Annotated in this window: 25 protein-coding genes and 1 pseudogene; 12 read left to right on the top strand and 14 right to left on the bottom strand. The window is 60.0% G+C overall.

Annotated features, from left to right (window positions below):
- The 3 genes from ACU0FH_RS11095 to ACU0FH_RS11085 all read left to right on the top strand — a co-directional run.
- On the top strand, window positions 1-487 hold a 487-nt coding region (locus tag ACU0FH_RS11095), incomplete at its 5' end, for an SCO family protein (RefSeq protein ID WP_446194651.1).
- Window positions 484-975 (top strand): hypothetical protein, encoded by a 492-nt coding sequence (locus ACU0FH_RS11090; protein WP_238372983.1) that lies wholly within the window; start codon window positions 484-486, stop codon window positions 973-975. The genes ACU0FH_RS11095 and ACU0FH_RS11090, both read left to right, overlap by 4 nt.
- Window positions 972-1,712 (top strand): cytochrome c biogenesis CcdA family protein, encoded by a 741-nt coding sequence (locus ACU0FH_RS11085; RefSeq protein ID WP_037929528.1) that lies wholly within the window; start codon window positions 972-974, stop codon window positions 1,710-1,712. Before ACU0FH_RS11090 ends, ACU0FH_RS11085 begins: the two co-directional genes overlap by 4 nt.
- On the opposite strand, the gene ACU0FH_RS11080 is transcribed toward ACU0FH_RS11085, so the two are convergent.
- The 6 genes from ACU0FH_RS11080 to ACU0FH_RS11055 all read right to left on the bottom strand — a co-directional run bounded on the left by ACU0FH_RS11080 (window position 1,709) and on the right by ACU0FH_RS11055 (window position 8,033).
- Window positions 1,709-2,818, bottom strand: coding sequence for a permease (locus ACU0FH_RS11080; RefSeq protein ID WP_238372981.1), 1,110 nt, complete (start codon window positions 2,816-2,818; stop codon window positions 1,709-1,711). The two genes, ACU0FH_RS11085 and ACU0FH_RS11080, sit on opposite strands and share 4 nt — an antisense overlap.
- 87 nt (window positions 2,819-2,905) lie before the next feature.
- Window positions 2,906-3,679 carry a glutaredoxin gene (locus ACU0FH_RS11075; protein ID WP_337926831.1) on the bottom strand — a complete coding sequence of 258 codons (774 nt, stop codon included), beginning with the start codon at window positions 3,677-3,679 and terminating at the stop codon, window positions 2,906-2,908.
- 1 nt (window position 3,680) lies between these two features.
- On the bottom strand, window positions 3,681-4,550 hold the full coding sequence (locus tag ACU0FH_RS11070) for a DUF305 domain-containing protein (protein ID WP_114276288.1): 870 nt from the start codon (window positions 4,548-4,550) through the stop codon (window positions 3,681-3,683).
- A 99-nt stretch (window positions 4,551-4,649) separates the two neighbouring features.
- A complete protein-coding gene (locus ACU0FH_RS11065) occupies window positions 4,650-5,066 on the bottom strand; it encodes an ion channel (protein ID WP_009820196.1) in 417 nt (138 codons plus the stop codon).
- Window positions 5,067-5,077: 11 nt separating this feature from the next.
- Window positions 5,078-5,500 carry a Cu(I)-responsive transcriptional regulator gene (cueR, locus tag ACU0FH_RS11060; protein WP_009820195.1) on the bottom strand — a complete coding sequence of 141 codons (423 nt, stop codon included), beginning with the start codon at window positions 5,498-5,500 and terminating at the stop codon, window positions 5,078-5,080.
- A 13-nt stretch (window positions 5,501-5,513) separates the two neighbouring features.
- On the bottom strand, window positions 5,514-8,033 hold the full coding sequence (locus tag ACU0FH_RS11055; protein ID WP_238372979.1) for a heavy metal translocating P-type ATPase: 2,520 nt from the start codon (window positions 8,031-8,033) through the stop codon (window positions 5,514-5,516).
- 135 nt (window positions 8,034-8,168) lie between these two features.
- Here ACU0FH_RS11055 and ACU0FH_RS11050 point away from each other — a divergent pair, with 135 nt between their 5' ends.
- A complete protein-coding gene (locus ACU0FH_RS11050) occupies window positions 8,169-8,375 on the top strand; it encodes a heavy-metal-associated domain-containing protein (protein ID WP_238372978.1) in 207 nt (68 codons plus the stop codon).
- Between the two features lie 203 nt (window positions 8,376-8,578).
- On the opposite strand, the gene ACU0FH_RS11045 is transcribed toward ACU0FH_RS11050, so the two are convergent.
- The 7 genes and pseudogenes from ACU0FH_RS11045 to ACU0FH_RS11015 form a co-directional block, all read right to left on the bottom strand.
- A complete protein-coding gene (locus tag ACU0FH_RS11045) occupies window positions 8,579-9,040 on the bottom strand; it encodes a c-type cytochrome (RefSeq protein ID WP_238372977.1) in 462 nt (153 codons plus the stop codon).
- Window positions 9,041-9,054: 14 nt separating this feature from the next.
- A complete protein-coding gene (locus tag ACU0FH_RS11040; protein ID WP_273545141.1) occupies window positions 9,055-10,443 on the bottom strand; it encodes a multicopper oxidase family protein in 1,389 nt (462 codons plus the stop codon).
- A gap of 347 nt (window positions 10,444-10,790) precedes the next feature.
- Complete coding sequence (locus ACU0FH_RS11035; RefSeq protein ID WP_238372975.1) at window positions 10,791-11,249, bottom strand: c-type cytochrome; 459 nt, start codon at window positions 11,247-11,249, stop codon at window positions 10,791-10,793.
- Window positions 11,250-11,281: 32 nt separating this feature from the next.
- Window positions 11,282-11,860: pseudogene (locus ACU0FH_RS11030) on the bottom strand (L,D-transpeptidase).
- Between the two features lie 451 nt (window positions 11,861-12,311).
- Window positions 12,312-12,632 carry an SHOCT domain-containing protein gene (locus ACU0FH_RS11025; protein ID WP_075571760.1) on the bottom strand — a complete coding sequence of 107 codons (321 nt, stop codon included), beginning with the start codon at window positions 12,630-12,632 and terminating at the stop codon, window positions 12,312-12,314.
- Complete coding sequence (locus ACU0FH_RS11020; protein ID WP_037275442.1) at window positions 12,629-14,038, bottom strand: ATP-binding protein; 1,410 nt, start codon at window positions 14,036-14,038, stop codon at window positions 12,629-12,631. Before ACU0FH_RS11020 ends, ACU0FH_RS11025 begins: the two co-directional genes overlap by 4 nt.
- Window positions 14,038-14,760, bottom strand: a complete 723-nt coding sequence (locus tag ACU0FH_RS11015; RefSeq protein ID WP_037275440.1) for a response regulator — start codon at window positions 14,758-14,760, stop codon at window positions 14,038-14,040. The genes ACU0FH_RS11020 and ACU0FH_RS11015 overlap by 1 nt, the downstream gene beginning before the upstream one ends.
- Before the next feature lie 171 nt (window positions 14,761-14,931).
- Between ACU0FH_RS11015 and ACU0FH_RS11010 the strand changes: the two genes are divergently transcribed.
- The 5 genes from ACU0FH_RS11010 to ACU0FH_RS10990 all read left to right on the top strand — a co-directional run bounded on the left by ACU0FH_RS11010 (window position 14,932) and on the right by ACU0FH_RS10990 (window position 18,388).
- The gene (locus ACU0FH_RS11010) at window positions 14,932-15,516 is read left to right on the top strand and encodes an EF-hand domain-containing protein (protein WP_233145758.1); all 585 of its coding nucleotides are present in this window, start codon (window positions 14,932-14,934) and stop codon (window positions 15,514-15,516) included.
- Between the two features lie 145 nt (window positions 15,517-15,661).
- Window positions 15,662-16,048, top strand: coding sequence for a DUF302 domain-containing protein (locus tag ACU0FH_RS11005; protein WP_037275483.1), 387 nt, complete (start codon window positions 15,662-15,664; stop codon window positions 16,046-16,048).
- Between the two features lie 38 nt (window positions 16,049-16,086).
- Window positions 16,087-16,773, top strand: coding sequence for a TVP38/TMEM64 family protein (locus ACU0FH_RS11000; protein WP_099911740.1), 687 nt, complete (start codon window positions 16,087-16,089; stop codon window positions 16,771-16,773).
- A gap of 96 nt (window positions 16,774-16,869) precedes the next feature.
- Entirely contained in the window at window positions 16,870-17,793 is a 924-nt protein-coding gene (gene lgt / locus ACU0FH_RS10995) for a prolipoprotein diacylglyceryl transferase (protein WP_037275436.1), read from the top strand.
- Window positions 17,794-17,824: 31 nt separating this feature from the next.
- Complete coding sequence (locus tag ACU0FH_RS10990; protein WP_088635784.1) at window positions 17,825-18,388, top strand: RNA polymerase sigma factor; 564 nt, start codon at window positions 17,825-17,827, stop codon at window positions 18,386-18,388.
- A gap of 46 nt (window positions 18,389-18,434) precedes the next feature.
- Here ACU0FH_RS10990 and ACU0FH_RS10985 read toward each other — a convergent pair whose 3' ends face one another.
- Window positions 18,435-19,121: a DUF6629 family protein gene (locus tag ACU0FH_RS10985; protein WP_037275433.1), complete on the bottom strand. Its 687-nt coding sequence runs from the start codon at window positions 19,119-19,121 to the stop codon at window positions 18,435-18,437.
- A gap of 358 nt (window positions 19,122-19,479) precedes the next feature.
- Between ACU0FH_RS10985 and ACU0FH_RS10980 the strand changes: the two genes are divergently transcribed.
- From ACU0FH_RS10980 to ACU0FH_RS10970, 3 genes are all read left to right on the top strand, one after another.
- Entirely contained in the window at window positions 19,480-21,846 is a 2,367-nt protein-coding gene (locus ACU0FH_RS10980; RefSeq protein WP_008282905.1) for a heavy metal translocating P-type ATPase, read from the top strand.
- Window positions 21,847-21,862: 16 nt separating this feature from the next.
- On the top strand, window positions 21,863-23,311 hold the full coding sequence (locus tag ACU0FH_RS10975; RefSeq protein ID WP_446194647.1) for a YfcC family protein: 1,449 nt from the start codon (window positions 21,863-21,865) through the stop codon (window positions 23,309-23,311).
- Between the two features lie 23 nt (window positions 23,312-23,334).
- On the top strand, window positions 23,335-23,789 hold a 455-nt coding region (locus tag ACU0FH_RS10970; protein ID WP_446194646.1), incomplete at its 3' end, for an arginine deiminase family protein.

The following is a 23,789-nucleotide window of genomic DNA, read 5'->3' as shown; positions in this document are numbered from 1 at the left end:
GGTCGTCATCCTGCATTTCATCTACGCCAACTGCCCGGATCTCTGCCCGCTCCATGCGGAAAAGATCGCGGCGGTCCAGGCTTCGATCAACGACGGGCCGATGAGCGATCTGGTGCAATTCATCTCGATCACGACCGATCCCGTGAATGACACGCCGGACGTTCTGCGCGACTACGCGGACCGGCATGGGCTCGATCCGAGCAACTGGGTCATTCTGACCAAACGGCCCGATCAGAGCGACGACGCGACGCGCCTTGTGGCGCGGGACTATGGGCTCGAGTTCACCACGACCGCCGACAGCGACATGATGATGCACGGTGCGGTCACCCATGTCGTGGATATCGGCGGGCGGTTTGCCGCAAAGTTCCATGGCATGGATTTCAAGAATGTGAATCTGATCCTCTATGTCAGCGAGTTGATCAACAATGCCCAGCATCGACGCCGGGAACGCAGTTGGTGGGACCGGGTGACAGGGGTGTTTCAATGAGTGTCACCGCGACTGGCGTCAGGCTGTCCTCGACAGACGGAATTTCACTGACAGCCCTGCGTCGGTATTTTTCGGTGATCATCCCGGCTAATCTGATCTGGGAGTTCGCCCACATGCCGCTCTACACGATCTGGAACGAGGGCACCTGGGGTGAGATCGCCTTCGCCGCGGTTCATTGCACGGGTGGCGACATCCTGATTGCCATGAGCGCGCTGATGCTTGCCTTGATGCTGACCGGCCGCGGCTGGCCCTTCGTGGCGCCGACACGACGATCGGTGACCGTCCTGACAATATTGTTCGGTTTGGGATATACGCTGTTCAGTGAATGGCTCAACATCGTGATCCGCGCGGCTTGGGCCTATTCGGACCTGATGCCGATCATTCCGGTCCTCGATGCAGGGTTGTCGCCGGTACTGCAATGGATCGTAATCCCGCTGATTGCCTTCTGGTGGGCATCACGGCCCTTCAGCGGACATGGTAACGCATGATGGATATTTCCGGCATCGGCATCGTCGCGGCGTTTCTGGCGGGAGCCATTTCGTTCCTGTCGCCCTGCGTCCTGCCGCTGGTGCCGGGCTATGTCTCCTATATTGCGGGCCAGCCGGATTTGCGCACGACACGGTCGGTCGGTCTGCGGGCACGCGCCGGGGCACTTGGGCTAAGCGCCTGTTTCGTTTTGGGATTTTCCACGGTCTTTGTCGCGTTGGGTGCCGGGGCCAGCGCGCTCGGGTCGCTGCTTCTGTCCTGGCGCACTGAGCTCAACTATCTGGGCGGGGCGATCATCATCCTGTTCGGACTGGTCATGCTGGGTGCCTTCCGTCTGGAAGCGTTCTCGCGTGACACCCGCTTCACACTCGACATTCCGGGGGGTCGCCCGCTCGGAGCCTACGTCCTGGGCTTGGCCTTCGCGTTTGGATGGACGCCGTGCATCGGACCGATCCTTGGCGCGATCCTGACACTCAGTTCGACTTCCGGCGGCATGTCGGACGGCATTTGGCTGCTGTCGATCTATTCCGCCGGGCTAGGCGTGCCGTTCCTGCTGGCCGCGCTGTTCACCGACGCCATCGCCGCGCGGGTCAGACAGATCGGCAAGGCCGGTCGCTGGCTCTACAAGGGCGCGGGCGTCGCCATGATCATCATGGGCGTTGCCATCATGACCGGCCAATTGTCCCGGTTTGCCTACTGGCTCTTGGGAACCTTCCCATTCCTGGCCTCAATCGGTTAATTCTCCTTGGCATTTCTGAGGTGAAGCCAGATCAGTATTGCCCCGATGACGAGAAATATCAGGTTGAGGAAGAACGTGTAGTCGATGCTGAACCGGACCATCTCCTGAAGCGAAGGCCGCTCGGTCGGGATCATCCCTACGAGAGCGAACAGGTAATGCACCGTAATTCCCGCAGCGACCATGCACAGGTACAGCAAGCCTGAAAGATAGAGCGCATACTGCCAGCCATAATACTTTGCGTGCACCCAGATCACCGTGGCAGCAACTAGATCGGCTCCGAGAAAGGCGATCACGCCGCCGAACGACGCATCACGCGACCAGAGCATCGCGGCCAGGGGGACATTGCCCATCGACCCGATGAAGGTGAAGAAGGCCACAACCGGTGCCACCAGCGCGTTTTCGAGAACGATCAGGAAGCCCGGCGCGTCCTGCGCACCGCCATCTGCGACCAGGAAGATCGCGTTCCAGAAGCTCTGCGGCACAAAGACGGAAATGAAACCCGCGACCGTGAAGCCGAACAGGATCTCCTTCCAAACCATCTGCCATTCCATGAAGAAAGCGCGGGCGATCCGATTCCATCCTTCGCGGGACAGCAGCTTGTCGCGGAACGATCCCTTCATGGTCCGGTCCGTGTCCATACCTTCGTCGGACTGGGCCTTCTCCGCATGCTCTTTTGCTCTTTGGACAAGCGACCTTGGAAACCATATCAGGGTGAGGGCATAGGCGTAGATCGTCATCAGGATGCCAAGCATGAAATTCGCCACCATGAATTTCCAGCCCAGCAGGACCAGAAGGACGATTCCAAGCTCGATCACCAGATTCGTCGATGAAATCAGGAAGGCGATGGAATTGACCGGATGCGCTCCTTTCACGAGGATCGAACGCGACGCGGCAAGCGCCGCGAAGGAACAGGACGACGACACGAAACCAAAGAACCCGGCAATGCCTGCCTTCCTGGCACCACGATCACCCAGAACACGCGCCATCTGATCCCGTGTCACGAAGATCTGGATGCCTGCGGAGATGATATAGCCGAAGATCAGCGCCCAGAGCGCCTTCCAGAGCATGCCCGCCCCGGTCGTGAATGCTTCGATTATCTGGTCCATTCAGCCTAACCTTTTTTCGCAGTGCTGCCTGACCTGCGCTCCTACCGGGAGAACGAGTCTGAAGGATGTGAAAACGGCATCCGCCTTTCAGCCGATCAGATAGACTCTGATCGGCATCCAAATCCCCATGACTATCATCATCAGATTTTCCGTGAGCGAGACAAAGCCAAGCGGAACATTGCTGTCACCACCGACGCAGGCGCATTTCAATTCACGCTTGTCGATATAGACCGCCTTGAAAACCGATACTGCGCCAACGGTGCCGATGAACAAGGCCACCGGTGCCGAAAGCCAAGTCAGCGCCCCGGCGACCATGAGGATACCTGCGAAAGCCTCTCCGAACGGATAGATTTTGCCATATCGCACCCACCGACGCGCCAGCAGGTCGTAGTTCAGGAACATGGTCGAAAAGCTTTCGACATCCTGAAGTTTTTGTACCGCCAGAAAGCACATCGAGATCGAGATGAACCATTCCAGGGCGCGCAGGGTGAAAATGTTCTCGAAGCTGTACCACGACAAACCGAGCGCCATCAGGAACGCGACGGCAAAGATCGTGATCACGGGCTGGTAGGACGTGTCCGAGCGTTCGTCTTCCGGCGCATCGATGCCGAAATGGACCCGAAGGTCGTCATATCCGCCGATCCGCTCTTCCCCGATCCAAGTTTGCGGGGTGGTTTCGACGCCGTGCTCTTCCATGAACGCGTCGGTTTCCTCACGCGTGGTCAGATGGTGGTCCTCAACCTCATACCCTTGCCTCTCCAGCAAGTCTTTGGACTTCAGACCGTAGGGGCAGAGGTGGCCCGGCATGACCATGCGGTACAGCGTCGCCGACTGCGCTTGTGTGCTTGAATGGTGCTTCATGTCATGCCCCGCAACTGTAGAATCCCCGGAATCCGGCGGTCAGACCGGCATCGAGCTCGATCGTCAGAGTCGCATCGACCGGTTCGGTACCTGCGGTTTCGAGCGCAGCACCGTCTTGGGGAACGCCAAGGCGGATCGACAGGCCTTCTGTGCCCAATTCGCCGGCTGCATTCTGTTCGACCCGGACGAGATCGCCGCTCAGCTTGACGAGCCCGACGGCTGCGCCATCGATCTCACCCAATGCCAGTGAGGCCGGACTGCCGGTTGTATAGTTGAATGTGCACGCCGCGCCATTCGGCAGAAGCTGCGCGATATCCTCCTTCGTCAGGAAGCCGGGGTCGAGCACTGCGACGTTTGCTGTTGACAGGGCTTGATCCAAGCTCACAATACGGGGGCTCTCGACACTTGCAGTCTCGGATGTGTCGCCGGATGCATCGATATCGTTGATCAGATAGCGCATCTCCGCGATTTCCTTATCTTGCGCATAGATGATCTCGTCCGCGAGCTTGCGCACGCGCGGATCCGAGATATCGGCGCGGCTCGATGTCATGATCGCGATCGAATGGTGTGGGATCATCGCGCGCATGTAGCTGGTATCGCCCACCGTGACCTGGCTTCGTACGAGCCAGAGCGAGGCGGCGAACACGACGACGGCACCGCTGAAGATAGCGGCATTTACGGTCTTGCTCGAATACATTGAAAGCATGAACGCCAACATGATGATCGCCATCGTCGCACCCATCAACAGCGCCATATAGGCTCGGGTTTCGGACCAGAAAACATGGGTCAGAAGATAGGTGTTGAGATACATCAGCCCGAACATCACGACCGTCGAGGTCGCGATCATGGCGGCAAATCTCCAATATGACATGACGTGCTCCTTTCGCTTGTTCCATCCCCGTTCAGAACATCAACAACCTTCCAGCGATGGAGGGTTCCAACTCTTTTCGGGTGAGGTTTTGTGGCGCTCCTAATCCATCTTTCTCGTGACCACGAGGAAGATTGTAGAGGCCGAGCAGCTGATGAGGAGAAAGCCATTCAGGGCCTCGATGCCGGCAAGAAAGCGCAAATGACCCGTGGGATAAATATCGCCAAGCCCCAGAGAGGAGTAATTGACGACGGAAAAGTAGAAAACATCCATGAATGAATCGACGTTATCTTGAGCGAAACCGCCAATACCTAAGAACTCGCCGAAACTGAAACCCAGTGCGTAGAGCCCGGCTTCACCTATGTGGGCGGTCGCGAGTGTATAGAGGGCAAATAAGAGGCGGCTTGATTGTGTGAATGGAGTGCGTTTGGTGGCCGTCATGACGAAACTCATCGCACGGACATGCACAAGTCCGCTCAAACCGAAGAGCACAATCGCAAAGAGGATCGCCCAAGCCAAACGCTCGCACCCTACAACGCAGTATTCTTGAGTTGCTCTTCGCCGCGGTGTTTCGTTGCCAAATCGGCGAGGATTGGGCAATCCGGGCGGTGATCCCCGGCACAGGCGTCCACTAGATGTGCTAGCGTCGCGCGCATTTCCTTCAGCTCCGCAATCTTGTCGTCGATCCGTTCAAGATGCTGCTCGGCGATATCCTTGACTTCGGCGCTGGCGCGTTTTTCGTCCTCGTACAGAGCAATAAGGTTGCGGCAGTCTTCAATGCTGAAGCCGAGCGCCCGGGAACGGCCGAGAAACGCGAGCTTGTGCGCATCGCTTTCACGGAATGTGCGATAGCCGTTCGTGCTGCGAAGAGGCTTCACAAGCCCGACATCCTCGTAGTATCGGATCGTCTTGGCTGGGAGGCCAGAAAGGGCGGCGACATCTCCAATATTCATGATCAGGTTCTCCTTATTCAGCGGCGACAGGGTTAGGGGATAGCAAAGTGGCCTCTTCACCACCGCGCGCTCTGGCTTCTTCCATGATGGGATGGACCCTGCGTAGCCGAAGGGCGTTGGTCAGCACGAAGACCGAACTCAGTGCCATGGCTCCGGCAGCCAGGACTGGCGAGAGCAACAAGCCGAACGTGGGGTAGAGCACACCCGCAGCCACCGGGATCAGCGCGACGTTGTAGCCGAACGCCCAGAACAGGTTCTGACGGATGTTGCGCATCGTGCGGCCTGATACTTCAAAGGCGTTGACCACGCCGCGCAGATCGCCCGACATCAGCACCACATCGGCGGATTCGATGGCCACATCGGTTCCCGTGCCGATGGCGATACCGACATCCGCATGTGCCAGCGCGGGGGCGTCGTTAATGCCGTCGCCGACGAAGGCGATCCGTCGGCCCCCTTGGCGAAGCTCGTTTAGTGCGGCCACCTTTCCATCGGGCAGAACGCCGGCGATCACGTGGTCGATGCCGGTTTCGCGTGCGATGGCATCGGCTGTCTCGCGCTTGTCGCCGGTGATCATAGCGACCTCCAGCCCGAGGCGGTGCAGCGCGCCAATGGCGGCCGCGCTGGCGGGTTTGACCGGATCGGACACGCCGATGACCGCTGCAACCCTGCCATCCACCGCGGCAAACAATGCCGTGCGGCCCAGCACGGCCAAGCGGCCCTCCGCCTCGGCCAGCGACCCGATGCTCAGTCCTTCGCGGACCATCAGGCGATCTGCACCGACAAGCACCTCGTGGCCGGCAACCTTGGCCCGAACGCCGTAGCCCGTGATGGATTCGAAGCTCTCGACGTCGTGACGTGCCGCGTTCTCGGCCTGGGCCGCGCGCACGATGGCTTCGGCGATGGGATGCTCGGACTGCGTCTCGACCGCCGCCACCAGTGCCAGGATGTCGGCCCGGTCGACCCCGTCGGCCAGGACCATATCGGTCAGTTCGGGGCGCCCTTGGGTGACGGTGCCGGTCTTGTCGAGCGCGATAACATCCACCGACGTCAGTTGTTGCAGCGCGTCGCCCTTGCGGAAAAGCACGCCCATCTCGGCTGCGCGCCCAGTACCGACCATGATCGAGGTCGGCGTGGCCAGTCCCATGGCGCAGGGGCAGGCTATGATGAGGACCGAGACCCCGGCCACAAACGCGTAGGACAGGGCGGGCGAGGGGCCGAACAGCAGCCAGACCAGAACGGTCAACGCGGCCAGTGCCATGACCGCCGGCACGAACCACAGCGTGATCCGGTCCACCAGGCCCTGGATCGGCAACTTGGCGCCCTGCGCCTGCTCCACCATGCGAATGATTTGCGCGAGCGTCGTGTCGGCGCCGACACGTGTGGCGCGGAACCGGAAGCTGCCGGTGCCGTTGACGGTGCCGCCGGTGACCGGATCGCCCCCGGACTTGGACACGGGAAGCGGCTCTCCGGTGATCATGCTCTCGTCGACATGGGCGCTGCCTTGCGTGACCTCTCCATCCACCGCAATGCGTTCGCCGGGACGCACAACGAGGATATCGCCGGTGCCGATCCGTTCGATGGCGACGTCCTGCGGCTCCCCGTCCACCAGAACCCGCGCGGTGCGGGCCTGAAGGCTAAGAAGCTTCTGGATCGCGGCACCGGTGCGGCCCTTGGCGCGCGCCTCCATCCAGCGGCCCAGAAGGATCAGCACGACGATGACTGCCGCTGCCTCGAAATAAACGGCACGGGACGCCACGGGCAGCAGCGCAGGCGCAAAGAGCGCGGTAAGAGAATAGAGATAGGCTGCGCCGGTGCCGACGGCGACGAGGCTGTTCATGTCGGGCGCGCCCTTCAGAAGCGCGGGGAAACCCTTGGCGTAAAAGTGGCGTCCGGGCCAGAACAGCACAACTGTCGTCAGTACGAACTGGATCATCCAACTTGTCTGGTGACCGATGGTGCGGCCGATCATCTCGTGCATCCCCGGCACCAGGTGTGCACCCATCTCGAGCAGGAAAACCGGCAGCGCCATTGTTGCCGCGAAGGCGGTCTTACGGGCCAGATTGCGCGCTTCGCCTGCCTTGCGGGCGCTGTGCTCCTCGGGCAAGGCACTGTCCGCCGGTTCAGCAGGGTAGCCGGCGTCTGTGGCAGCTTTCAGTAGATCGGAGATCTTAATCGCGCCCTCGACATAAGTCACGGTTGCGGTCTCGGCGGCGAGATTGACGTTGACCTCCAGTACGCCGGGCACTGCCGCCAGCGCCTTATCGACACGGCCGACGCAGGACGCGCAGGACATGGACGAGACGTTCAGGCGAATTGTCTGCGTCTGGACGGGATAGCCGGCCCGATCCAGCGCGTCGATCAGCTCCGGTATCCGGGTTTCCGAGTCGATTCGGACCTGCGCAGTTTCGGCCGCAAGGTTCACATTGACCTCTTCGACCCCGGGCAGCGCCGAGAGCGCGCGCTCGACCCGACCGACACATGATGCGCAGGACATGTTCTGGACAGAGACCCGCAGGTCTTGTGTGACTGGCATGAGCGTCTCCTTCGTCTCTGGGTAAGATATCTAGGGCTTCCACCAACTGGAAGGTCAAGCTTTTCAAAATATTTTTTCCCTTGACCTTCCTCCGCTGGAAGCGCCCACCTGAAGATAAGAGAGAAGGAGACGTATATGAGCAGCTTCACAGTTCCGGGAATGAGTTGCGGGCATTGCACCGCAACAATTGACAAGGCGATTAGGTCTATTGACCCAACTGCGACCGTTTCGTGCGACTTGAGCACGCATACCGTTTCGGTCGAGAGTTTTCTCAGCGTCAGGGCGGTGGCGGAAGCGATCCAAAACGCAGGATACGATGTGTCGGCGCCAGCCGCGACCTGAATAACCCTTGGGACTGCAATTACTGGTGCAAAACTTGCCGGATCACGTACCCAGCGACCTGTCGTGCCAAGTCGATTAAGCGCACTCGACCAATTGGATGTGTCCGTGGATGGGCGGTAACTCGATTGCGCCATACCTTCGCTCGACAACCAGTCCAACTTTTCCTCGACCCAAAGATATTCAGCGCCTTTCTCGGACGCGGTTCAGTTGCCTTCCTGCTGTCGCTGGTCAGCACTTCGTTCGGCTTGAATAGCGCGCTGACGCTCCGGCCACGTTGATTGGATGTAAGCGATGATGTTCCAGATTTCGGCGTCCGACAGCTGGTCGCCGAACCCGGGCATGCCGCTTTCGAACTCGACCCCTTGGAGGGCAAGAGCGGCCTTGCCGCCCAGCTTGGTGTAGTCAAACAGCACGCCATCGGGATGATGCCAGGTATGACCGGTTTCGTCATGCGGCGGTGCAGGCAGGACGCCATCTGGTCCGGCCGACCGCCAATCCGGCTGTCCTTCCAAATCGGCGCCATGGCAGGCCGCGCAATATTCTCTGTAAAGATCTTCACCCTGTGCAATGTCGGCGGCTTCCGGCGTGGATTCGGTCTGCACACCGGCCGTGCTCATGAGCCAGGCTGTGGCTCCGCCACCGCCCAGAAAAATCACCGACAGCATCAGGTATCTTCGCATCACGTCACTCGCATCCACGTCATCATGCCGGCGGCCGCGTGGCTGAGCATGTGGCAGTGAAACAGCCAGTCGCCTGGATTATCGGCGACAAAGACAACGGTCCGCGTTTCCCCCCGGAACATCGTTATCGTATCCCGGAGCGGCCCCAATGTGCCATCCTCGCCGATTTCGCGGAAATGCATCCCGTGCAAGTGCATCGCGTGCGGGAAGGACGTGTCGTTGCTAATCTCAAGCTTGACGGTCTGCCCGAGAGCGAGACCGGCAAGCGGTGCATCGGGCATTCCGACGGTGCCGTCTAAGGCCCAGTATTCGTTTTCGTCGACCAGATCGCGGAAGGATTTCCGTTCACCGTTCAAGACCGCCGATTGCATCCGGCCCATCGCACCGCCCTCGATGTTAAGGCGAACGGGAACCGCATTGTCTAGGCCCGGAACATCCATATTCGCATTGCTCGGCAGGGCAGGGGGGTCATCCCGGCGTACGGCGGACGCCCGACCGGTCACGGTAAGGGCAACTTGTGACATACCTTCCCCATTGTCGAGGCGCACCAGATGGGCCGTTTCACCGGAGTCGGCAGTCACGTCGACGATCAGATCGGCGCGCTGGCCGGGGCCGAGAATGAGGGGTTCGCCGAGCCTCTGGGGTTGCGCCAGTGGCATCCCGTCCAACGCGATGGTCCAGCCTTCCATTCCGGCGATATCAACGACGAAGATCCGCGCGTTGGCCGCATTGATCAGACGCAGTCGAAGCCGTTCATTCTGACGCACATCGATCGCAAGACCGTACTGTCCGTTCGTCGCAACGAAATTTCCCATGCGGCCTGCGTGGCTGCGGGAATGCGCAGAGGTGAAGTCGGGATTGATCTGTGCGGTTTCGGGATCGAGAAGCCAATCGTCCAGGATCAGAACCTCCTCGCGATCCACTTCCGGAGCTTCCGCTTCCTCAACAATCAGCGCGCCGTAAAGCCCTCGGGCGACCTGTTCGAAGGACCTCGCATGGGCGTGATACCAATAGGTTCCGGCATCAGGTACAACGAAGTCGTAATCGAAACTCTCGCCCGGTTCGACGGCGGCTTGGGTCAGCCTGGCGACGCCGTCCATCGCGTTGTCGATCCGGCTTCCGTGCCAGTGGACCGAGCTTGCCTGTGGCAGCGCGTTCAGTAACTTTCGCTGAACGCGGGCACCCTGCGCGATCCGCAACTCCGGGCCGGGCATCATGCCGTCATAGCCCCATATTTCCGTCTTTGGATAAGGCGGCGGCGCGAGCTGGACCGCGCTCACCTGAGCTTTGAATTCGTCAAATTGAGGCGTCAAGGCGCGCCCCGCTCTGGGCAATGGAAGGACAGCGACCGCCGAAGCGCTACGCAAAAGGAAATCCCATCGTATCATGTTCTCTCCTAGCCTTAAATAGTATGGAGCTCTGGCGCGCCCCGTCGCATTGATCGTAGTTCGGCTGCGACACCCGTAAGGTGATCGTCTCTGCTGCTTTCAGCAACCTGATAGCCAGAAGATTGACCGACACCGCAGGCAAGCCGCAAATAGGGAGGAACCGAGTTTCGGTTTACACGACCGCGCCGAATTCCACCGAACACGTTGCCCTGCCGAGTCAAGCTGCCGAGCAAATCATAGTTCAGGTCCGCGACGGTCCAGCCGCGCACGGCAAGAAGCTCTGGAAGAGTCGCGGTCGGTGGCGATTGGTCAAATTCCCGGTAAAAAAAATTTCACCCTTCAATCTGTTAGAAAATGCCATTCGCTTCTTGGAGTTCCCGGACGAATTGCGTGATCATCTTGACGTCAGCGTCTGTCAGTCCCTTGACCGGCGGCATATTCCCGAAATTCCAGTGATGCGACCGGACACCGTTCTTGGCCGCTAGAACGAAAGCCATGTCCGAATGATGTGAAGGCTCATAGATCTTGTGCACAAGTGGCGGCGCAACACCATTCTGACCTGCTGCGTTGGCGCCATGGCATTCGGCACATTTCGCCTCGAATGCGCGTTTTCCGATCTGTGCATTCGCTGACAGGTCCGTCGGCACCGAAACCTCCACGATGGGTGCACCTCGGGCCACGCCGCTTGTGTCCGGTGGCACCATCGAGTGACCGGCCGCCTGTTGACCAGATGGGGAGGTGTTCCAATAAATCGCCAAGCCGCCGACCAACAGAAAGGCCACAACGGCCAGAAGTACCTTGTTCATTATCTACGGTCCCTCGCAGCCATCTGTCCACTTCAGATCAATTTGACCTGTGTTCCCACCGCCGTTCTGTCAAAGACTTCCTCGATATGTTCATTGTAGAGGCCAATACATCCGTTCGACGACTTGCGCCCGATCTTCCGAGTATCCTGCGTTCCGTGGATCCGGTAATACTGCCAAGACAGATAGAACGCACGGGTGCCCAGCGGATTGGCGGGGTCTCCGCCTGAAATAAGCACTGGCCATTCGGGGTTGCGCTCACGCATCGACGGCGTTGGCGCCCAGCTCGGGTTCTCCCTTTTTTCGACAACCTCGGTATAGCCCCGCTTTGTCAACTCATCGGTCAGGGGAACCGATGTCGGATAGATTCGCATTTCGCCATCGGCGGTCCAATGCTGCAACACTTTCGTGATCGTATCCGAAATGATGATACCTTTGTCCAGAGTCTCGAAATGGTCCCGCCACTCGTGCGTGCGGAAAGACGATAAGTTCCGACGCGTCGTTTCCGCTTACTGCGCCCGGAGTAACGACGGCGCAGCCAACGCGATTACGCCGCCCGCCGCAGCCAGTACGAAACGACGTCTATGGATTACAAAGGGTGCCTGCTCTACCATGGCATTCTTGCTCCTGATTTCTTGCCTATCAGGTGTGCATAAACCACCTTCCAGCACTGGAGGGTCAAGCGAGCTCGTCTGACATAACAGTGAATTTTGTATCAGTTCGTAGCATCGCAAAAAAGTGCGCGCGAACCCGGCTGTCACCAGATCGTGATCCTCAAATATCTACCTTCGGCTTACTGACATCACGCGATTTGTTGCCGTGCCAAAATGACCTGAATGCGAGGCCTGTAAACACGAACGGCGCGCAATATGCATCCATGGAACATTGCAACCCTCATGGGCAGCACGGTTTGGAACACTGCGGTGTCGAAGCCGAAGGCGAAAACAACCTGTCCGATTTCCCAATCATTCGGCCGTTCCCTTAGTGGACACAGCGTTCCATGGTGGGAAGGTCGATAGTTAATGATTCATAGTTCGGTGGGCATCAAAAGCATCAGCCTTGGCGTCACAATTCGAGTTTCGCCTTGCGGCGCTCGTACTCCTCTTCGTCAATCTCACCTTTGGCATAGCGTTCGCGAAGAATCTCGGCCGCGTCGGATTTGCCGCCTGAGCGGGACCCGGCCGAGAACCCGCGGACGGCCAACACGATCAATGCGATGATCGCCCCCCAGAACAACAGCATCATCAAACCGCCAGCCATGCCGAATCCACCTCCCCACATCATGTGACCGAAACCGTTGCCCCAACTGTCCGCAGGATCGGCGAGCGCGGCTCCGGCGGACAATACTAGGGCTGACGGGGTTACAGCGGATACCATTTTTATCATGAGGTGTTCCTTTCTTGCTGATCAGGTTCTGTTTCGAGTGGTAAAGTGACGGTCACGAGAAGACCGCCTTCGGTGCGGTTCGTCAGCGCTACGTCGCCGCCATGGGCCCGCACAATCGTTCGCGCGATCGACAGGCCAAGACCGGTCCCACCGGTTTCGCGCGAGCGGGATTTTTCGAGCCGGAAAAACGGCTCGAACACTTGCTCGAGTTCGGCTTCGGGAACCCCAGGTCCGTTGTCGGAGACCCGTATCTGGACGTATTCGGCGTCATGTACGAAGGTGACCTCCGCCCCCCCGCCATAGCGCTGCGCGTTCTCGATGATGTTGCGCAGGGCGCGGCGCACCGATTGGGGACGCAAGCGAACGCTTATGCTGTTGGCTGTATCAAGGGTGAAGCCGTCGATCATGTCGGCCTGCAACTGCTTCAGGTAGGTTTTCAGATCCACCGTCTCGTAGACTTCGGAGCTGGCCATGCCCCGTGCAAAGGCAAGCGTTGCATCGACCATCTCCTGCATTTCCTCGATTGAGGCGACAAGACTTTCACGCGTTTCGTCCTCGTCCACCATCTCCGCCCGCACCCGCATGGCGGTCAGCGGAGAGCGCAGATCATGGCCCAATGCCGCAAGAAGTCTTGTCCTGTCCGCGACGAAACGCGTCAGTCTCGCCTGCATCCGATTGAAGGCCTGCGTGAGGCCGCGCACTTCGCTCGGACCGATCAGTGGCAACGGATCGACGGCTTCCCCCTTTCCAAGCCTGTCGGCTGCGCGCGAAACGCGCAGAAGCGGTCCGGTTAGCCGGGTCAGAAGAAACCAGCAGGCCGAGACTAGAATGATCGCCGCCGTGATTCCGAAACTGACGATTGAAGCCCATGGCCACTGCAACGGCGGCCGCTCGAACCTTGTTCCGACATTCAGCCACTGCCCGTCCGCCAGGGCGATCGACAGTTGCATTTCGATCGCGGAAAGCTCGCCCCGCATCATCGCGAGATGCATTTCGGCCATCTCCGGCGCGAGATGTGGCATCGGCGGAATGCCTTGCTCGACCTCGTGCAATTCCACGCGGATTTCTCGATCGTTCGCGCCACCTAGTAGTCCGCGAACGCGCGCCTCTACGGCTCCACCGTCTGCATGGCTTTCATGATCGACAGCGGGAATGTCCGAAAGATCGAAACGTACCAAAGGGGAATTCGCCGCTCTCAGGATCGCCTGCTGCAAGGACTCCGGCGCCTCTTCGAGCAAGAGCGCGACGTTCGCGGCCCGGCCTGCCGCTTCGAAACCCAAGGCGGCGCGCACGGCGAGACCACGCTCGTCGACGAACAGCCACAGGCTGATCGTCTGTGCGACAGCAAGCGCCGCGACGATCAGCAGGACCAACTGCCCACGAAGATTATCGAAGGGGCGCGGCATCAGCTCAACTCGTGGACATCGGCAGCCAGGCAATAGCCGCCGCCGCGCACAGTCGTGACGATGCGCGGCCGCGACGGATCAAGCTCGATCTTCCGGCGCAGTCGGCTGATCTGATTGTCTATGGTCCGGTCAAATACTGACGCTGCGCGGCCTGCCGTCAGATCGAGCAACTGATCGCGGCTGAGGACAAAACGAGGACGTTCCAGCAGGACGGTCAAAAGCTTGAATTCCGCGCTGGTCAGATCGATTTGCTCACCGTCCTCGTTCGAAAGTACCCGACTGTCCGTGTCCAGAATCCAATGGGCAAATGCGATACGTCGGCCCGAAAGTGTACCTGCATAGGGTTCGGCTTTCGTCGAACGGCGCAGGATGGCCTTGATCCGGGCGACCAGTTCACGCGGGTTGAAGGGTTTCGCTAGGTAGTCATCCGCGCCGATTTCAAGGCCAACAATCCGGTCGGTTTCCTCCCCGAGCGCGGTCAACATCAGGATCGGAACGGATCCACTTGCCGAAAGTCGGCGGCACACGGAAAGACCATCTTCCCCCGGCATCATGACATCGAGGACGATGAGGTCGTACTTGCCGTTCGCAAGCTTCGCATCCATGTCGACCGCGTCGCGCGCGGACGTTGCGCGCATCCCGTTCTTTTCCAGGTAGCGCGTCACGGCATCGCGGATTTCGCGGTGGTCATCGACGACAAGAATGTGCGGCGGTTCGCTCATAAGCCTTCCTTTAGATGAATGCCGGGTGCTTTCCCGAAGAGATTTGTCACGAAGTGTAACAGGCCCCGCGTTTGCGACCTGCCGATACAAAACGCCTGCGCTCCCTGCATTCCTTCGCGACAGGCATCTGCCATATGTTCTGTATCGCAACACTGACACGAGGTAACCTAAATGAAACGCAATACTCTACTCGCTGCAATGACCCTCACTGCAACCGTCCTTGGCGGTGCCGCGTTCGCGGAGTCCCACCACGGACACGGCGGAAAATCCGGACCCGGTGCCGCGCAAGGAGGTGCCCCCGGCATGATGGGCATGATGGAGGGCATGGATGGAATGATGGATATGATGCAGCGCATGCATGGCAACATGATGGGCGGCGGCATGATGGGCGTTATGGGCCCGATGGGCGGAGGCATGACGAAGATGCTGGACGCTGATGGCGACGGCAAGGTCACCCCTGAAGAGATGCGCACGCAGCTGCAGGCCAAGCTTGCCGAATATGACGGCGATGGCGACGGCTCCCTCTCGATTGCAGAGTTCGAAACGCTTCACAGCGCGATGATCCGCGAGATGATGGTGGACCGATTCCAGCACCTCGATGCCGACGGTGACGGCGCGGTGACGGCGGAAGAGATGGTGGCGCCTGCCGAAATGATGGAACGGATGCAGATGATGCGGTCGAACATGGCGCAGTCGCAGGGTCAGCCCGGCAATGGCCAGGGCATGGGCGACGGCACCATGATGAACGACAATTGAGAGGTTCGGCGCCAGCTCTGACTGGCGCCGCTTCCCCAAACGTCTGATCCGAAAACATCCGGACGCAACACCAGACCGCGTCCGGACTTGCCAAGTCCAGGCAATGAGCAGCAACCACAGAAAATCCGAAAGGGAGAAAATCGAATTGGCCTATACCTATGATCGTGTCTTGAAAGATGTCGCCTTGGGCGACGCTGAAATGCGCGTCCGCGATGCATTGACAGAAAAGGGCTTTGGCGTACTGACCGAGATCGACGTGAAGGCGACGATGAAAAAGAAGCTGGGTGTGGAGATGGCGCCCTATCGCATCCTTGGTGCCTGCAATCCGGGCATGGCCCACAAGGCCATCGAAATCGAGCCGCGCATCGGCGCGATGCTGCCCTGCAATGTGATTCTGCGCCAGATGGACGGAGGCACCGAAATCAGCGCCATTGACCCTGTGGCCTCTATGCAAGCGGTAGAGAACGCCGAGTTGCACGAAGTCGCCGATCAAGTCCGCGATTTGCTCCGGGCCGCTTTGGACGCGGCCTGAAGTCTCTCTCGATGCCCTTGACCTGACATGAGGCGCAGATGAACCGTAACAATACGCTCACACCAACCGTCAAGACCGCCATCGCGCTGGCATTCGCGGCGGCCTTGCTGGTCCTTGCGTTCGGACCGCTGCCCGACACCCTGACCCGCCTGAACGGCGACAGGATCTCTGCTTGGGTCATGGCTGCAGGTATCTGGGGGCCAATTTTAGTCGTCGGACTGATGACGATAGCGATCGTGGCCACGCCGATCCCAAGTGCACCCATCGCACTGGCTGCAGGCGCGGCCTACGGCCACACCGTCGGAACAGTTTACATCGTTCTCGGTGCCGAATTCGGCGCTCTTGCAGCCTTCGTTCTCGCCCGGTTTTTGGGTCGGGACGTATTGCGGCAATGGTTTGGCGACAAGATCGATGTTGGCTGGCTTGGCTCTCAGAACGCGCTAACATTCACGGTTTTTATCAGTCGGCTGTTACCATTCGTTTCGTTCGATATTGTCAGCTATGCAGCGGGGCTCAGCCGACTGCATTTCTGGCGCTTCGGACTGGCCACGTTAGCCGGAATTATTCCTGCCAGTTTCGTACTCGCGCATTTCGGCAACGAAGCCGTCAGCGGAGACACCTCCCGTGCTGCCTGGGCTGCAATCGGACTGGGCGCTCTGACCCTGACCCCGCTCGTCTTCATCGGCGTCAGGGACTGGCAAAGATGTAGATTACGCCATGACTGATCGTGACGCACACCATCTTCTGAAACGAGCACCATGGATTGAGCGCCAGGGGCATTTCGGTTTTCGGTTCCAAAGTAAAGAACAGGGACTCCCTCAATGTTGACCGCAGCGATACCATTTCCGGACATCGGAACCGATCTGTTCTCGATCGAAATCGGCAGTTTCACATTCGCGCTGCGTTGGTACGCGCTGGCGTATATCGTCGGCATCCTCATCGGATGGCGCATCTGTCTGGCCGCAGTCAATCGCCCGGCACTCTGGCCCCCGGCCGGTCCGCCACTTGATCGCGAGCAGATCGAGAACCTTCTGACATGGATCATACTGGGCGTGATCGTGGGTGGGCGCCTGGGTTTCGTGCTGTTTTATCAGCCCGGCTATTACCTGGCCAACCCGCTGGAAATCCTCAAGGTGTGGCAGGGCGGCATGTCGTTCCACGGCGGTTTTGCGGGTGTAGGGATTGCGGCGCTGATATTCTGTCTTCGTCAGAAAAGATCCCTGCTCAGCACCGCAGACCTGCTTGCGCTGGCAACTCCGCCGGGGCTGTTTCTGGGACGGCTGGCGAATTTCACCAACAACGAGCTTTGGGGGCGGCCTACGGACGTTCCTTGGGCGATAATCTTTCCGGGCGAGGCGGCGCAAGTCTGTGACGGCATCACCGGGCTCTGCGCCCGACACCCTTCGCAGCTATACGAGGCGCTTCTGGAAGGGCTGCTGCTCGGAACACTCCTGCTCTATCTCGCCTGGCGGCGCGGCTGGCTGAAGGCCCCCGGTGCTCTGACCGGGGTTTTCCTTACTGGGTACGGCCTTGCCAGAAGCTTCGTGGAACTGTTCCGGCAGCCGGACATGCAGTTCGTGACCGCCGAGAATCCGATCGGTCACGCGCTTCATTTCGGCGAATGGGGGCTGACGATGGGTCAAGTGCTTTCCGCGCCGATGATCGTGACAGGACTGGCTCTGATTTTTTACTCCTTCAGTCACTTCGGAAGCGCGGCCGACCAGAGGCCAAATACCGTCGTGTGATTAAGTGGAGCCAATAAAAGGAGGAACTCGAATGAACAGCAATGTGGAAGAACAATATAGTGGAACAGCGACCGAGAACGCACTGGTCGAAGGGCGAAAAGCGTTTCTCGGCTTCCTCGCGAAACGGGTCGGCAACCGCGCGGATGCCGAGGATGTTTTCCAAGAGTTCTGCATTCGGGTGCTGACTCGCAAGGATCAGCTTCGCGACGTGGAACGCATGGATGCATGGCTATACGCGATCCTCCGGTCCACCATGAACGATCATTTTCGCAAAGCCACTCGGCGCAGCCGCTTGGCCGTAGCTGTCGCACGAGACCCACATCAGTTGGTTGCCGATGCGCCGGTGCAGATGGCGCGGCTGTGCACTTGTCCGAGCAGGCTGCTTACCGAGCTTCGTACCGTTGATACCAAATTGATCCGGCGGATCGATTTCGGTGAAGAGGATCGGAAAATCGTGGCCGCCGATATGGGGTTGAACCGCAATGCCCTTGGCGTTCGGCTGCACAGGGCGCGCGCTGCTCTGCGCGAGGCGATCCAATACCATTGTGGAGCCTGCTGCCTGGAGGATCCCGATGATTGCTACTGCCCAGTCTAGCGCCGAAGCGATCCCCTACTGCGACAAGCAAAGCTAGGCGACGGAATCAGGCGAACAATTCAGGGCATTCACGGGCGCATTTGTTGGTCAAAATGATGTACACCAGATGCAGCGTTGCGAGCCCCGCCAGCAGGCAGAAAAACGAAATGTAGGCAAACTGGAGAAAGGCGATATCGATCACGATCACCGCCACCAGCGTCAGGGCGAAATGGCGCATATGTTTGTAATGCGACAGCGCTGGCGGCAGGGTGATAAGGGTCACATAGATCGTATTGGTCAGCCAGCGTGGCATCATGTAATCAAGCCACATTGATTTTTCATAGGCCAGCGACTGGTTGTTGATCTCGACCACGACCATGCTGCTGTTCAGCCCGTGCGGGATGTAAAGCAATAGACCGAAGGCCAGTCCGATCAACGCCATGAGGCGGAACAACCGCTTCCGAGGGCTGTCGTCCGGTTCCAGAACGTAGACCGAGTATGGCACCCAGATCGGCCACATGAACCAGGTGAAAAAAATGAACCCCATAGCTCCCCATAAGACCGTCAGGGGATCGTTTCCGTTCATGCCGACCCAGACAAAACCCTCGGTAAACTGTTGCAGTCCGGCAAAAAGCGGCATCAGGGCAAGCGGAAGATACCGTTTGTTTCGCCGCCACGCCACAATTGAAATGGCCGTGCCGCCGCCAACAAGAAAAACGCTGGCGGCAAAGCTGACTTGCGCGGACAAGCACATGGAATTCTTTCTCCGACATATTTTTTTGGGACGGCCCAAAGTGCAAACCTAAGGCACAAACTGGGCGTTGAAAAGCAACCGGCTCATTACGGGAGTCCTCTCGGCGCCGCTGACCACCCATTGCGATGGGACGGTCGCGGGGGCAGCTCAGTCGCGATTACCTCCCTGAGCACGAGGCCTCTGCGGAGACTTGGCGCGCCCCGTCGGCAAAGTATTCGAATTGCCGAGTTGAGGAATCGCCAGTGGCTTTCATGCAAATCAATGCCTTTCGGATGGAACTGTAAGGTTTGGAGACCGGCAACGTCTATTTACCTAAACGGTCGTTCTCGATCGCAAGGAAAATCGACAGGAGCCAACATTGAAAAAATTGACCCTTGAGGTCCGCGGGCTGTTCGAGGAACTCGATCATCTCGCGGTCGAACGCCATTTGTCAGCTCTCGGCGGCGTGCACAGCGCCGAAGCGAACCCGGCATCGGCAAGCGTGACAGTCCACTACGATGAGACGGCAGTGGGCGAGGAAGAGCTGCGCAACACGGTTGAGGCCTGCGGATTCCACTGCGCCGGGGAGCGGGTTCCGAACCATGTCTGCCACGCCGACCATCAAATGTCTGGCGCGGAGGCCCCGGCTGGCCACGACGCGATGGCGCACGAGATGGGCCACGGCGGTGGTATGGACATGGCCAGCATGGTCCGCGACATGCGCAACCGCTTCTGGGTGGCGCTGCTGTTCACCATCCCGATCTTCACTTATTCGCCGATGGGTGGCCTGTTCACGCCACCCGCGCCGCCCTTCGGGCTGGAACTGGATCTGTGGCTGTTCTTCCTGGGTAGTGCCGCGATTATCTGGCCAAGCTGGCCGTTCTTCGTCGCCGCCTGGCGCGCCCTGCGCAACGGCATCCTGAACATGGCGGTCCTGGTCGTGCTGTCGGTTGGCACCGGTTATGTGTTCAGCGTCGGGTCTACCTTCTTCTTTCCGGGCGTGCAATTCTACGAGGCGGTGGCGGTGCTGCTGGTGTTCATCCTGTTGGGTCACTGGCTGGAGATGCGCGCGCGGGCCGGGGCGTCCGCTGCAATCCGCGCACTGCTCGATCTTGCACCGCCGATGGCGACCGTTATCCGCGATGGGCAAGACGTTGAGGTGCCTACCTCCGAAGTACTTGAGGGCGAGATCGTGCTGATCCGGCCCGGCAACAAGATCCCGGTGGATGGCGAGGTTGTCGAAGGCGCGTCGCTGGTCGACGAATCCATGCTGACAGGCGAATCCATGCCGGTCAACAAGGCCGTCGGCGACACCGTGATCGGCGCCACCATCAACAAGAGCGGCAGTTTCCGGTACCGCGCCACCAAGGTCGGGGCCGACACCGCGCTGGCGCAGATCGTCAAGCTGGTGCAGGAGGCGCAGAACTCCAAGGCACCCGCCCAGCTTCTGGCCGACAAAGCCTCACAATGGCTGGTGCTGATCGCCGTCGTGATCGGACTTGCAACCTTCGCGGTCTGGTTCTGGTGGATCGGCTCTCCGCTTTTGTTCGCGCTGACGCTGACGATCACCGTCTTCGTCATCGCCTGCCCGGACGCGCTTGGGCTTGCTACGCCGATGGCGGTGATGGTGGGCACAGGGTTAGGGGCGCAGCACGGTATCCTGTTCAAGAATGCCGGTGCGCTGGAAGACGCGACCAAGCTTGACGTGATCGTCTTCGACAAGACCGGCACGTTGACCATGGGCGAACCGCGCGTGGTCGAGGTCGTTGCCGCCGAAGGCGGCGCGGAGGATGACGCGCTGCGGGCTGCGGCGGCCGTCGATCGCGGCTCGGACCACCCGCTGGCGCTCGCCATTGTCGAACGCGCGGCGGACCTCGACGTCCCGCAGATGGCCGAGTTTCTCAACCTCGAAGGCCGCGGCGCGCGCGCCGAAGTCGCAGGCAAGACCGTGCTGGTCGGCAATCGGCGCCTGATGGACGAGGAGGGTATCGACGTCGGCACCCTGACGGCGGAGGCCGAGCGCCTGAAGGGCGAGGGCCGCACGGTTGTGCATGTGGCGCAGGGCGGACGGATGCTGGGCCTGATCGCCATCGCTGATGCGCCGCGTCCGAGCGCCAAGGCCACCGTGGCCAAGCTGCGCGCACGCGGCGTCGAGGTGGCGATGCTGACCGGCGACAACGAAGGTACCGCAAGGCGGATCGCGGGCGAGCTGGGCATCGACATTGTGCTGGCAGATGTTCTTCCGGGCCAAAAGGCCGAGAAGGTCAAAGAGCTTCAGGCCCAGGGTAAGAAGGTCGGCATGGTCGGTGACGGTGTCAACGACGCACCCGCGTTGACCCAGGCCGATGTCGGATTTGCCATCGGTGCGGGCACCGACGTGGCGATGGAAAGCGCCGATGTCGTGCTGATGAAAAGCGATCCCTACGATGTCGTGGGGGCCATCGAGTTGTCGCGCGCCACCTTGCGCAAGATGCACCAGAACCTGTTCTGGGCCGTGGCTTACAACGTGGTCGCCTTTCCGATGGCGGCAGGGGTGTTTTATCCGTTGATCATCAGCCCCGCCGTGGCAGCACTTGCCATGTCGGGCAGCTCCGCGCTGGTGGCGGTCAACGCGCTGCTGCTGAAACGAACGCGGCTGGAAGGTATTGGTGCGGGCAAGAGTGGGTCCGCCAGCGGCGGCGGTCAGGGCGATGCGCAGGCAGGCCAGGTGCCGCTTCACGCCGGACACTCGCAGAAATCACATTGAATAAGGGGGACTTGAGATGTCTGACACATCATCGACCAAGACACCGGACGGGAAGGGCATGGCGGCGCGGTTTCCCACCGCGTATTCCATCCTGTTCGGCCTGATCATCGTTGTCGCGGCGCTGACCTGGATTATCCCTGCGGGCCAATATGACCGCGCCATGAACGAAGAGGTCGGGCGCGAGATCGCCGTGCCGGGTACGTATCAAACGGTCGAGCCCAATCCGCAGGGGGTCATCGACGTCATGCTGGCACCGGTGGCGGGGTTTTATGATCCCGACAGCTATGCCGCAAATGCCATCGACGTGGCGCTGTTCGTACTGCTTTTGGGCGGCTTTCTGGGCGTGGTGAATGCCACGAATGCCATCGACACCGGCATCCAGACGGCGATGGTGCGGCTGAAGGGGCGCGAGATCTGGATGATCCCGATCCTGATGTCGCTCTTTGCCCTGGGCGGCACGACCTATGGCATGGCCGAGGAAACGCTGGCCTTTTACGCGCTTCTGATCCCGGTGGTGATCGCGGCGGGGTACGATTCCGTGACCGGCGTGGCGATCATCCTGATCGGTGCCGGGATCGGCACGCTGGGATCGACGATCAACCCCTTCGCCACGGTGATCGCGTCGAACGCGGCGGGCATCCCATTCACGGATGGTATCGCGCTGCGGCTGGTCCTTCTGCTGGGCGGCCTCGTGATTTGCGTGGCTTATGTGATGCACTATGCCTCAAAGGTCAAAGCCGACCCGGCTCGGTCCGTCGTCGCTGCGCAACGCGACAGCGACCGGCAGTTTTCTCTGAACGAGACTGATGCAACGTTCGAGGAGCCGAAGCTGAGCGGAACTCAGAAGCTGGTCCTGATCCTGTTTTTTGCGACCTTTGCGGTGATGATCTGGGGTGTCTCCAGCCAGGGCTGGTGGATGGCCCGGATGGGCGCGCTGTTCTTCGGCATGGCCATCGTCGTCGGGCTGGTCGCCCGCATGGGGGAGAAGAAGCTGACGTCGTCCTTTGTGGACGGAGCGAAGGATCTTCTGGGGGTGGCGCTGGTGATCGGTCTGGCGCGCGGCATCGTGGTGATCATGGAGCAGGGCCTGATTGCCGACACGATCCTGAACAGTGCCGCCGATACCCTCGGTGGCCTGCCGGAAGTCGCGTTCATCAACCTGATGCTCTGGATTGAGATCGGGATGAGCTTTCTCGTGCCGTCGTCGTCCGGCCTGGCCGTCCTGTCGATGCCGATCCTTGCCCCGTTGGGGGATTTCGCGGGGGTCGGCCGTGACCTCGTGGTGACGGCCTATCAATCGGCGAGCGGGCTCGTGAATCTGATCACGCCCACCTCTGCGGTTGTGATCGGCGGTCTGGCCATCGGGCGCGTGTCGTTCGACCGCTGGGTCGTCTTCGTCTGGCCCCTGCTGCTGATCCTCGTCGTCTTCATCTCGGCCGGGATCAGCCTGGCCGCCATTCTCTGATTAGAAAGAAGGAGGCATTCCAGATGTCTGAACCAAAATTGGGCGTTCATTCCGAAGCCGGTACATTGCGGCAGGTGATCGTATCGCCACCCGGCCTGGCGCATCGCCGTCTGACACCGGACAACCGCGAAGACCTGCTGTTCGACGATGTGTTCTGGGTCAAACAGGCGATCAAGGATCACGCCGTCTTTGCCGATGTCATGCGCGGCGAAGGGGTCGAGGTGTTGGATGCGATGGCGCTGCTGGGCGAGACGCTGGACATTTCCGACGCGCGCGCCTGGGTTCTCGACCACCGCATCACCCGCAATGACGTCGGCGTGGGGATGCGGGACGACTTGCGTGCCTGGATGGAGGGTCTGCCCGGCACGGAACTGGCCCGTTTGCTGGTCGGCGGCATCCGGGTGGACGATCTGCCTTTCACGCCCTCCGGCATGTTCGGCAGCTACCTTGGCCCCCACGGTTTCGTGCTGCCGCCGCT

It is taken from the genome of Heliomarina sp. (assembly GCF_052826185.1).
The sequence above is the reverse complement of the archived record's forward strand: the minus strand, read 5'-3'. Positions and strand labels throughout refer to the sequence as shown.

What these genes read in the sequence shown, in the direction of transcription:
- ACU0FH_RS11035 (WP_238372975.1), bottom strand. Translation starts at nt 11,249, where the DNA reads ATGAACAAGGTACTTCTGGCCGTTGTGGCCTTTCTGTTGGTCGGCGGC.
- ACU0FH_RS11080 (WP_238372981.1), bottom strand. Translation starts at nt 2,818, where the DNA reads ATGGACCAGATAATCGAAGCATTCACGACCGGGGCGGGCATGCTCTGG.
- ACU0FH_RS11090 (WP_238372983.1), top strand. Translation starts at nt 484, where the DNA reads ATGAGTGTCACCGCGACTGGCGTCAGGCTGTCCTCGACAGACGGAATT.
- ACU0FH_RS11025 (WP_075571760.1), bottom strand. Translation starts at nt 12,632, where the DNA reads ATGATAAAAATGGTATCCGCTGTAACCCCGTCAGCCCTAGTATTGTCC.
- lgt (WP_037275436.1), top strand. Translation starts at nt 16,870, where the DNA reads ATGTTGACCGCAGCGATACCATTTCCGGACATCGGAACCGATCTGTTC.
- ACU0FH_RS11000 (WP_099911740.1), top strand. Translation starts at nt 16,087, where the DNA reads ATGAACCGTAACAATACGCTCACACCAACCGTCAAGACCGCCATCGCG.
- ACU0FH_RS11040 (WP_273545141.1), bottom strand. Translation starts at nt 10,443, where the DNA reads ATGATACGATGGGATTTCCTTTTGCGTAGCGCTTCGGCGGTCGCTGTC.
- ACU0FH_RS11015 (WP_037275440.1), bottom strand. Translation starts at nt 14,760, where the DNA reads ATGAGCGAACCGCCGCACATTCTTGTCGTCGATGACCACCGCGAAATC.
- ACU0FH_RS10985 (WP_037275433.1), bottom strand. Translation starts at nt 19,121, where the DNA reads ATGTGCTTGTCCGCGCAAGTCAGCTTTGCCGCCAGCGTTTTTCTTGTT.
- cueR (WP_009820195.1), bottom strand. Translation starts at nt 5,500, where the DNA reads ATGAATATTGGAGATGTCGCCGCCCTTTCTGGCCTCCCAGCCAAGACG.
- ACU0FH_RS11010 (WP_233145758.1), top strand. Translation starts at nt 14,932, where the DNA reads ATGAAACGCAATACTCTACTCGCTGCAATGACCCTCACTGCAACCGTC.
- ACU0FH_RS11085 (WP_037929528.1), top strand. Translation starts at nt 972, where the DNA reads ATGATGGATATTTCCGGCATCGGCATCGTCGCGGCGTTTCTGGCGGGA.
- ACU0FH_RS11020 (WP_037275442.1), bottom strand. Translation starts at nt 14,038, where the DNA reads ATGCCGCGCCCCTTCGATAATCTTCGTGGGCAGTTGGTCCTGCTGATC.
- ACU0FH_RS10975 (WP_446194647.1), top strand. Translation starts at nt 21,863, where the DNA reads ATGTCTGACACATCATCGACCAAGACACCGGACGGGAAGGGCATGGCG.
- ACU0FH_RS11050 (WP_238372978.1), top strand. Translation starts at nt 8,169, where the DNA reads ATGAGCAGCTTCACAGTTCCGGGAATGAGTTGCGGGCATTGCACCGCA.
- ACU0FH_RS11055 (WP_238372979.1), bottom strand. Translation starts at nt 8,033, where the DNA reads ATGCCAGTCACACAAGACCTGCGGGTCTCTGTCCAGAACATGTCCTGC.
- ACU0FH_RS11070 (WP_114276288.1), bottom strand. Translation starts at nt 4,550, where the DNA reads ATGTCATATTGGAGATTTGCCGCCATGATCGCGACCTCGACGGTCGTG.
- ACU0FH_RS11075 (WP_337926831.1), bottom strand. Translation starts at nt 3,679, where the DNA reads ATGAAGCACCATTCAAGCACACAAGCGCAGTCGGCGACGCTGTACCGC.
- ACU0FH_RS11045 (WP_238372977.1), bottom strand. Translation starts at nt 9,040, where the DNA reads ATGCTGTCGGTGATTTTTCTGGGCGGTGGCGGAGCCACAGCCTGGCTC.
- ACU0FH_RS10990 (WP_088635784.1), top strand. Translation starts at nt 17,825, where the DNA reads ATGAACAGCAATGTGGAAGAACAATATAGTGGAACAGCGACCGAGAAC.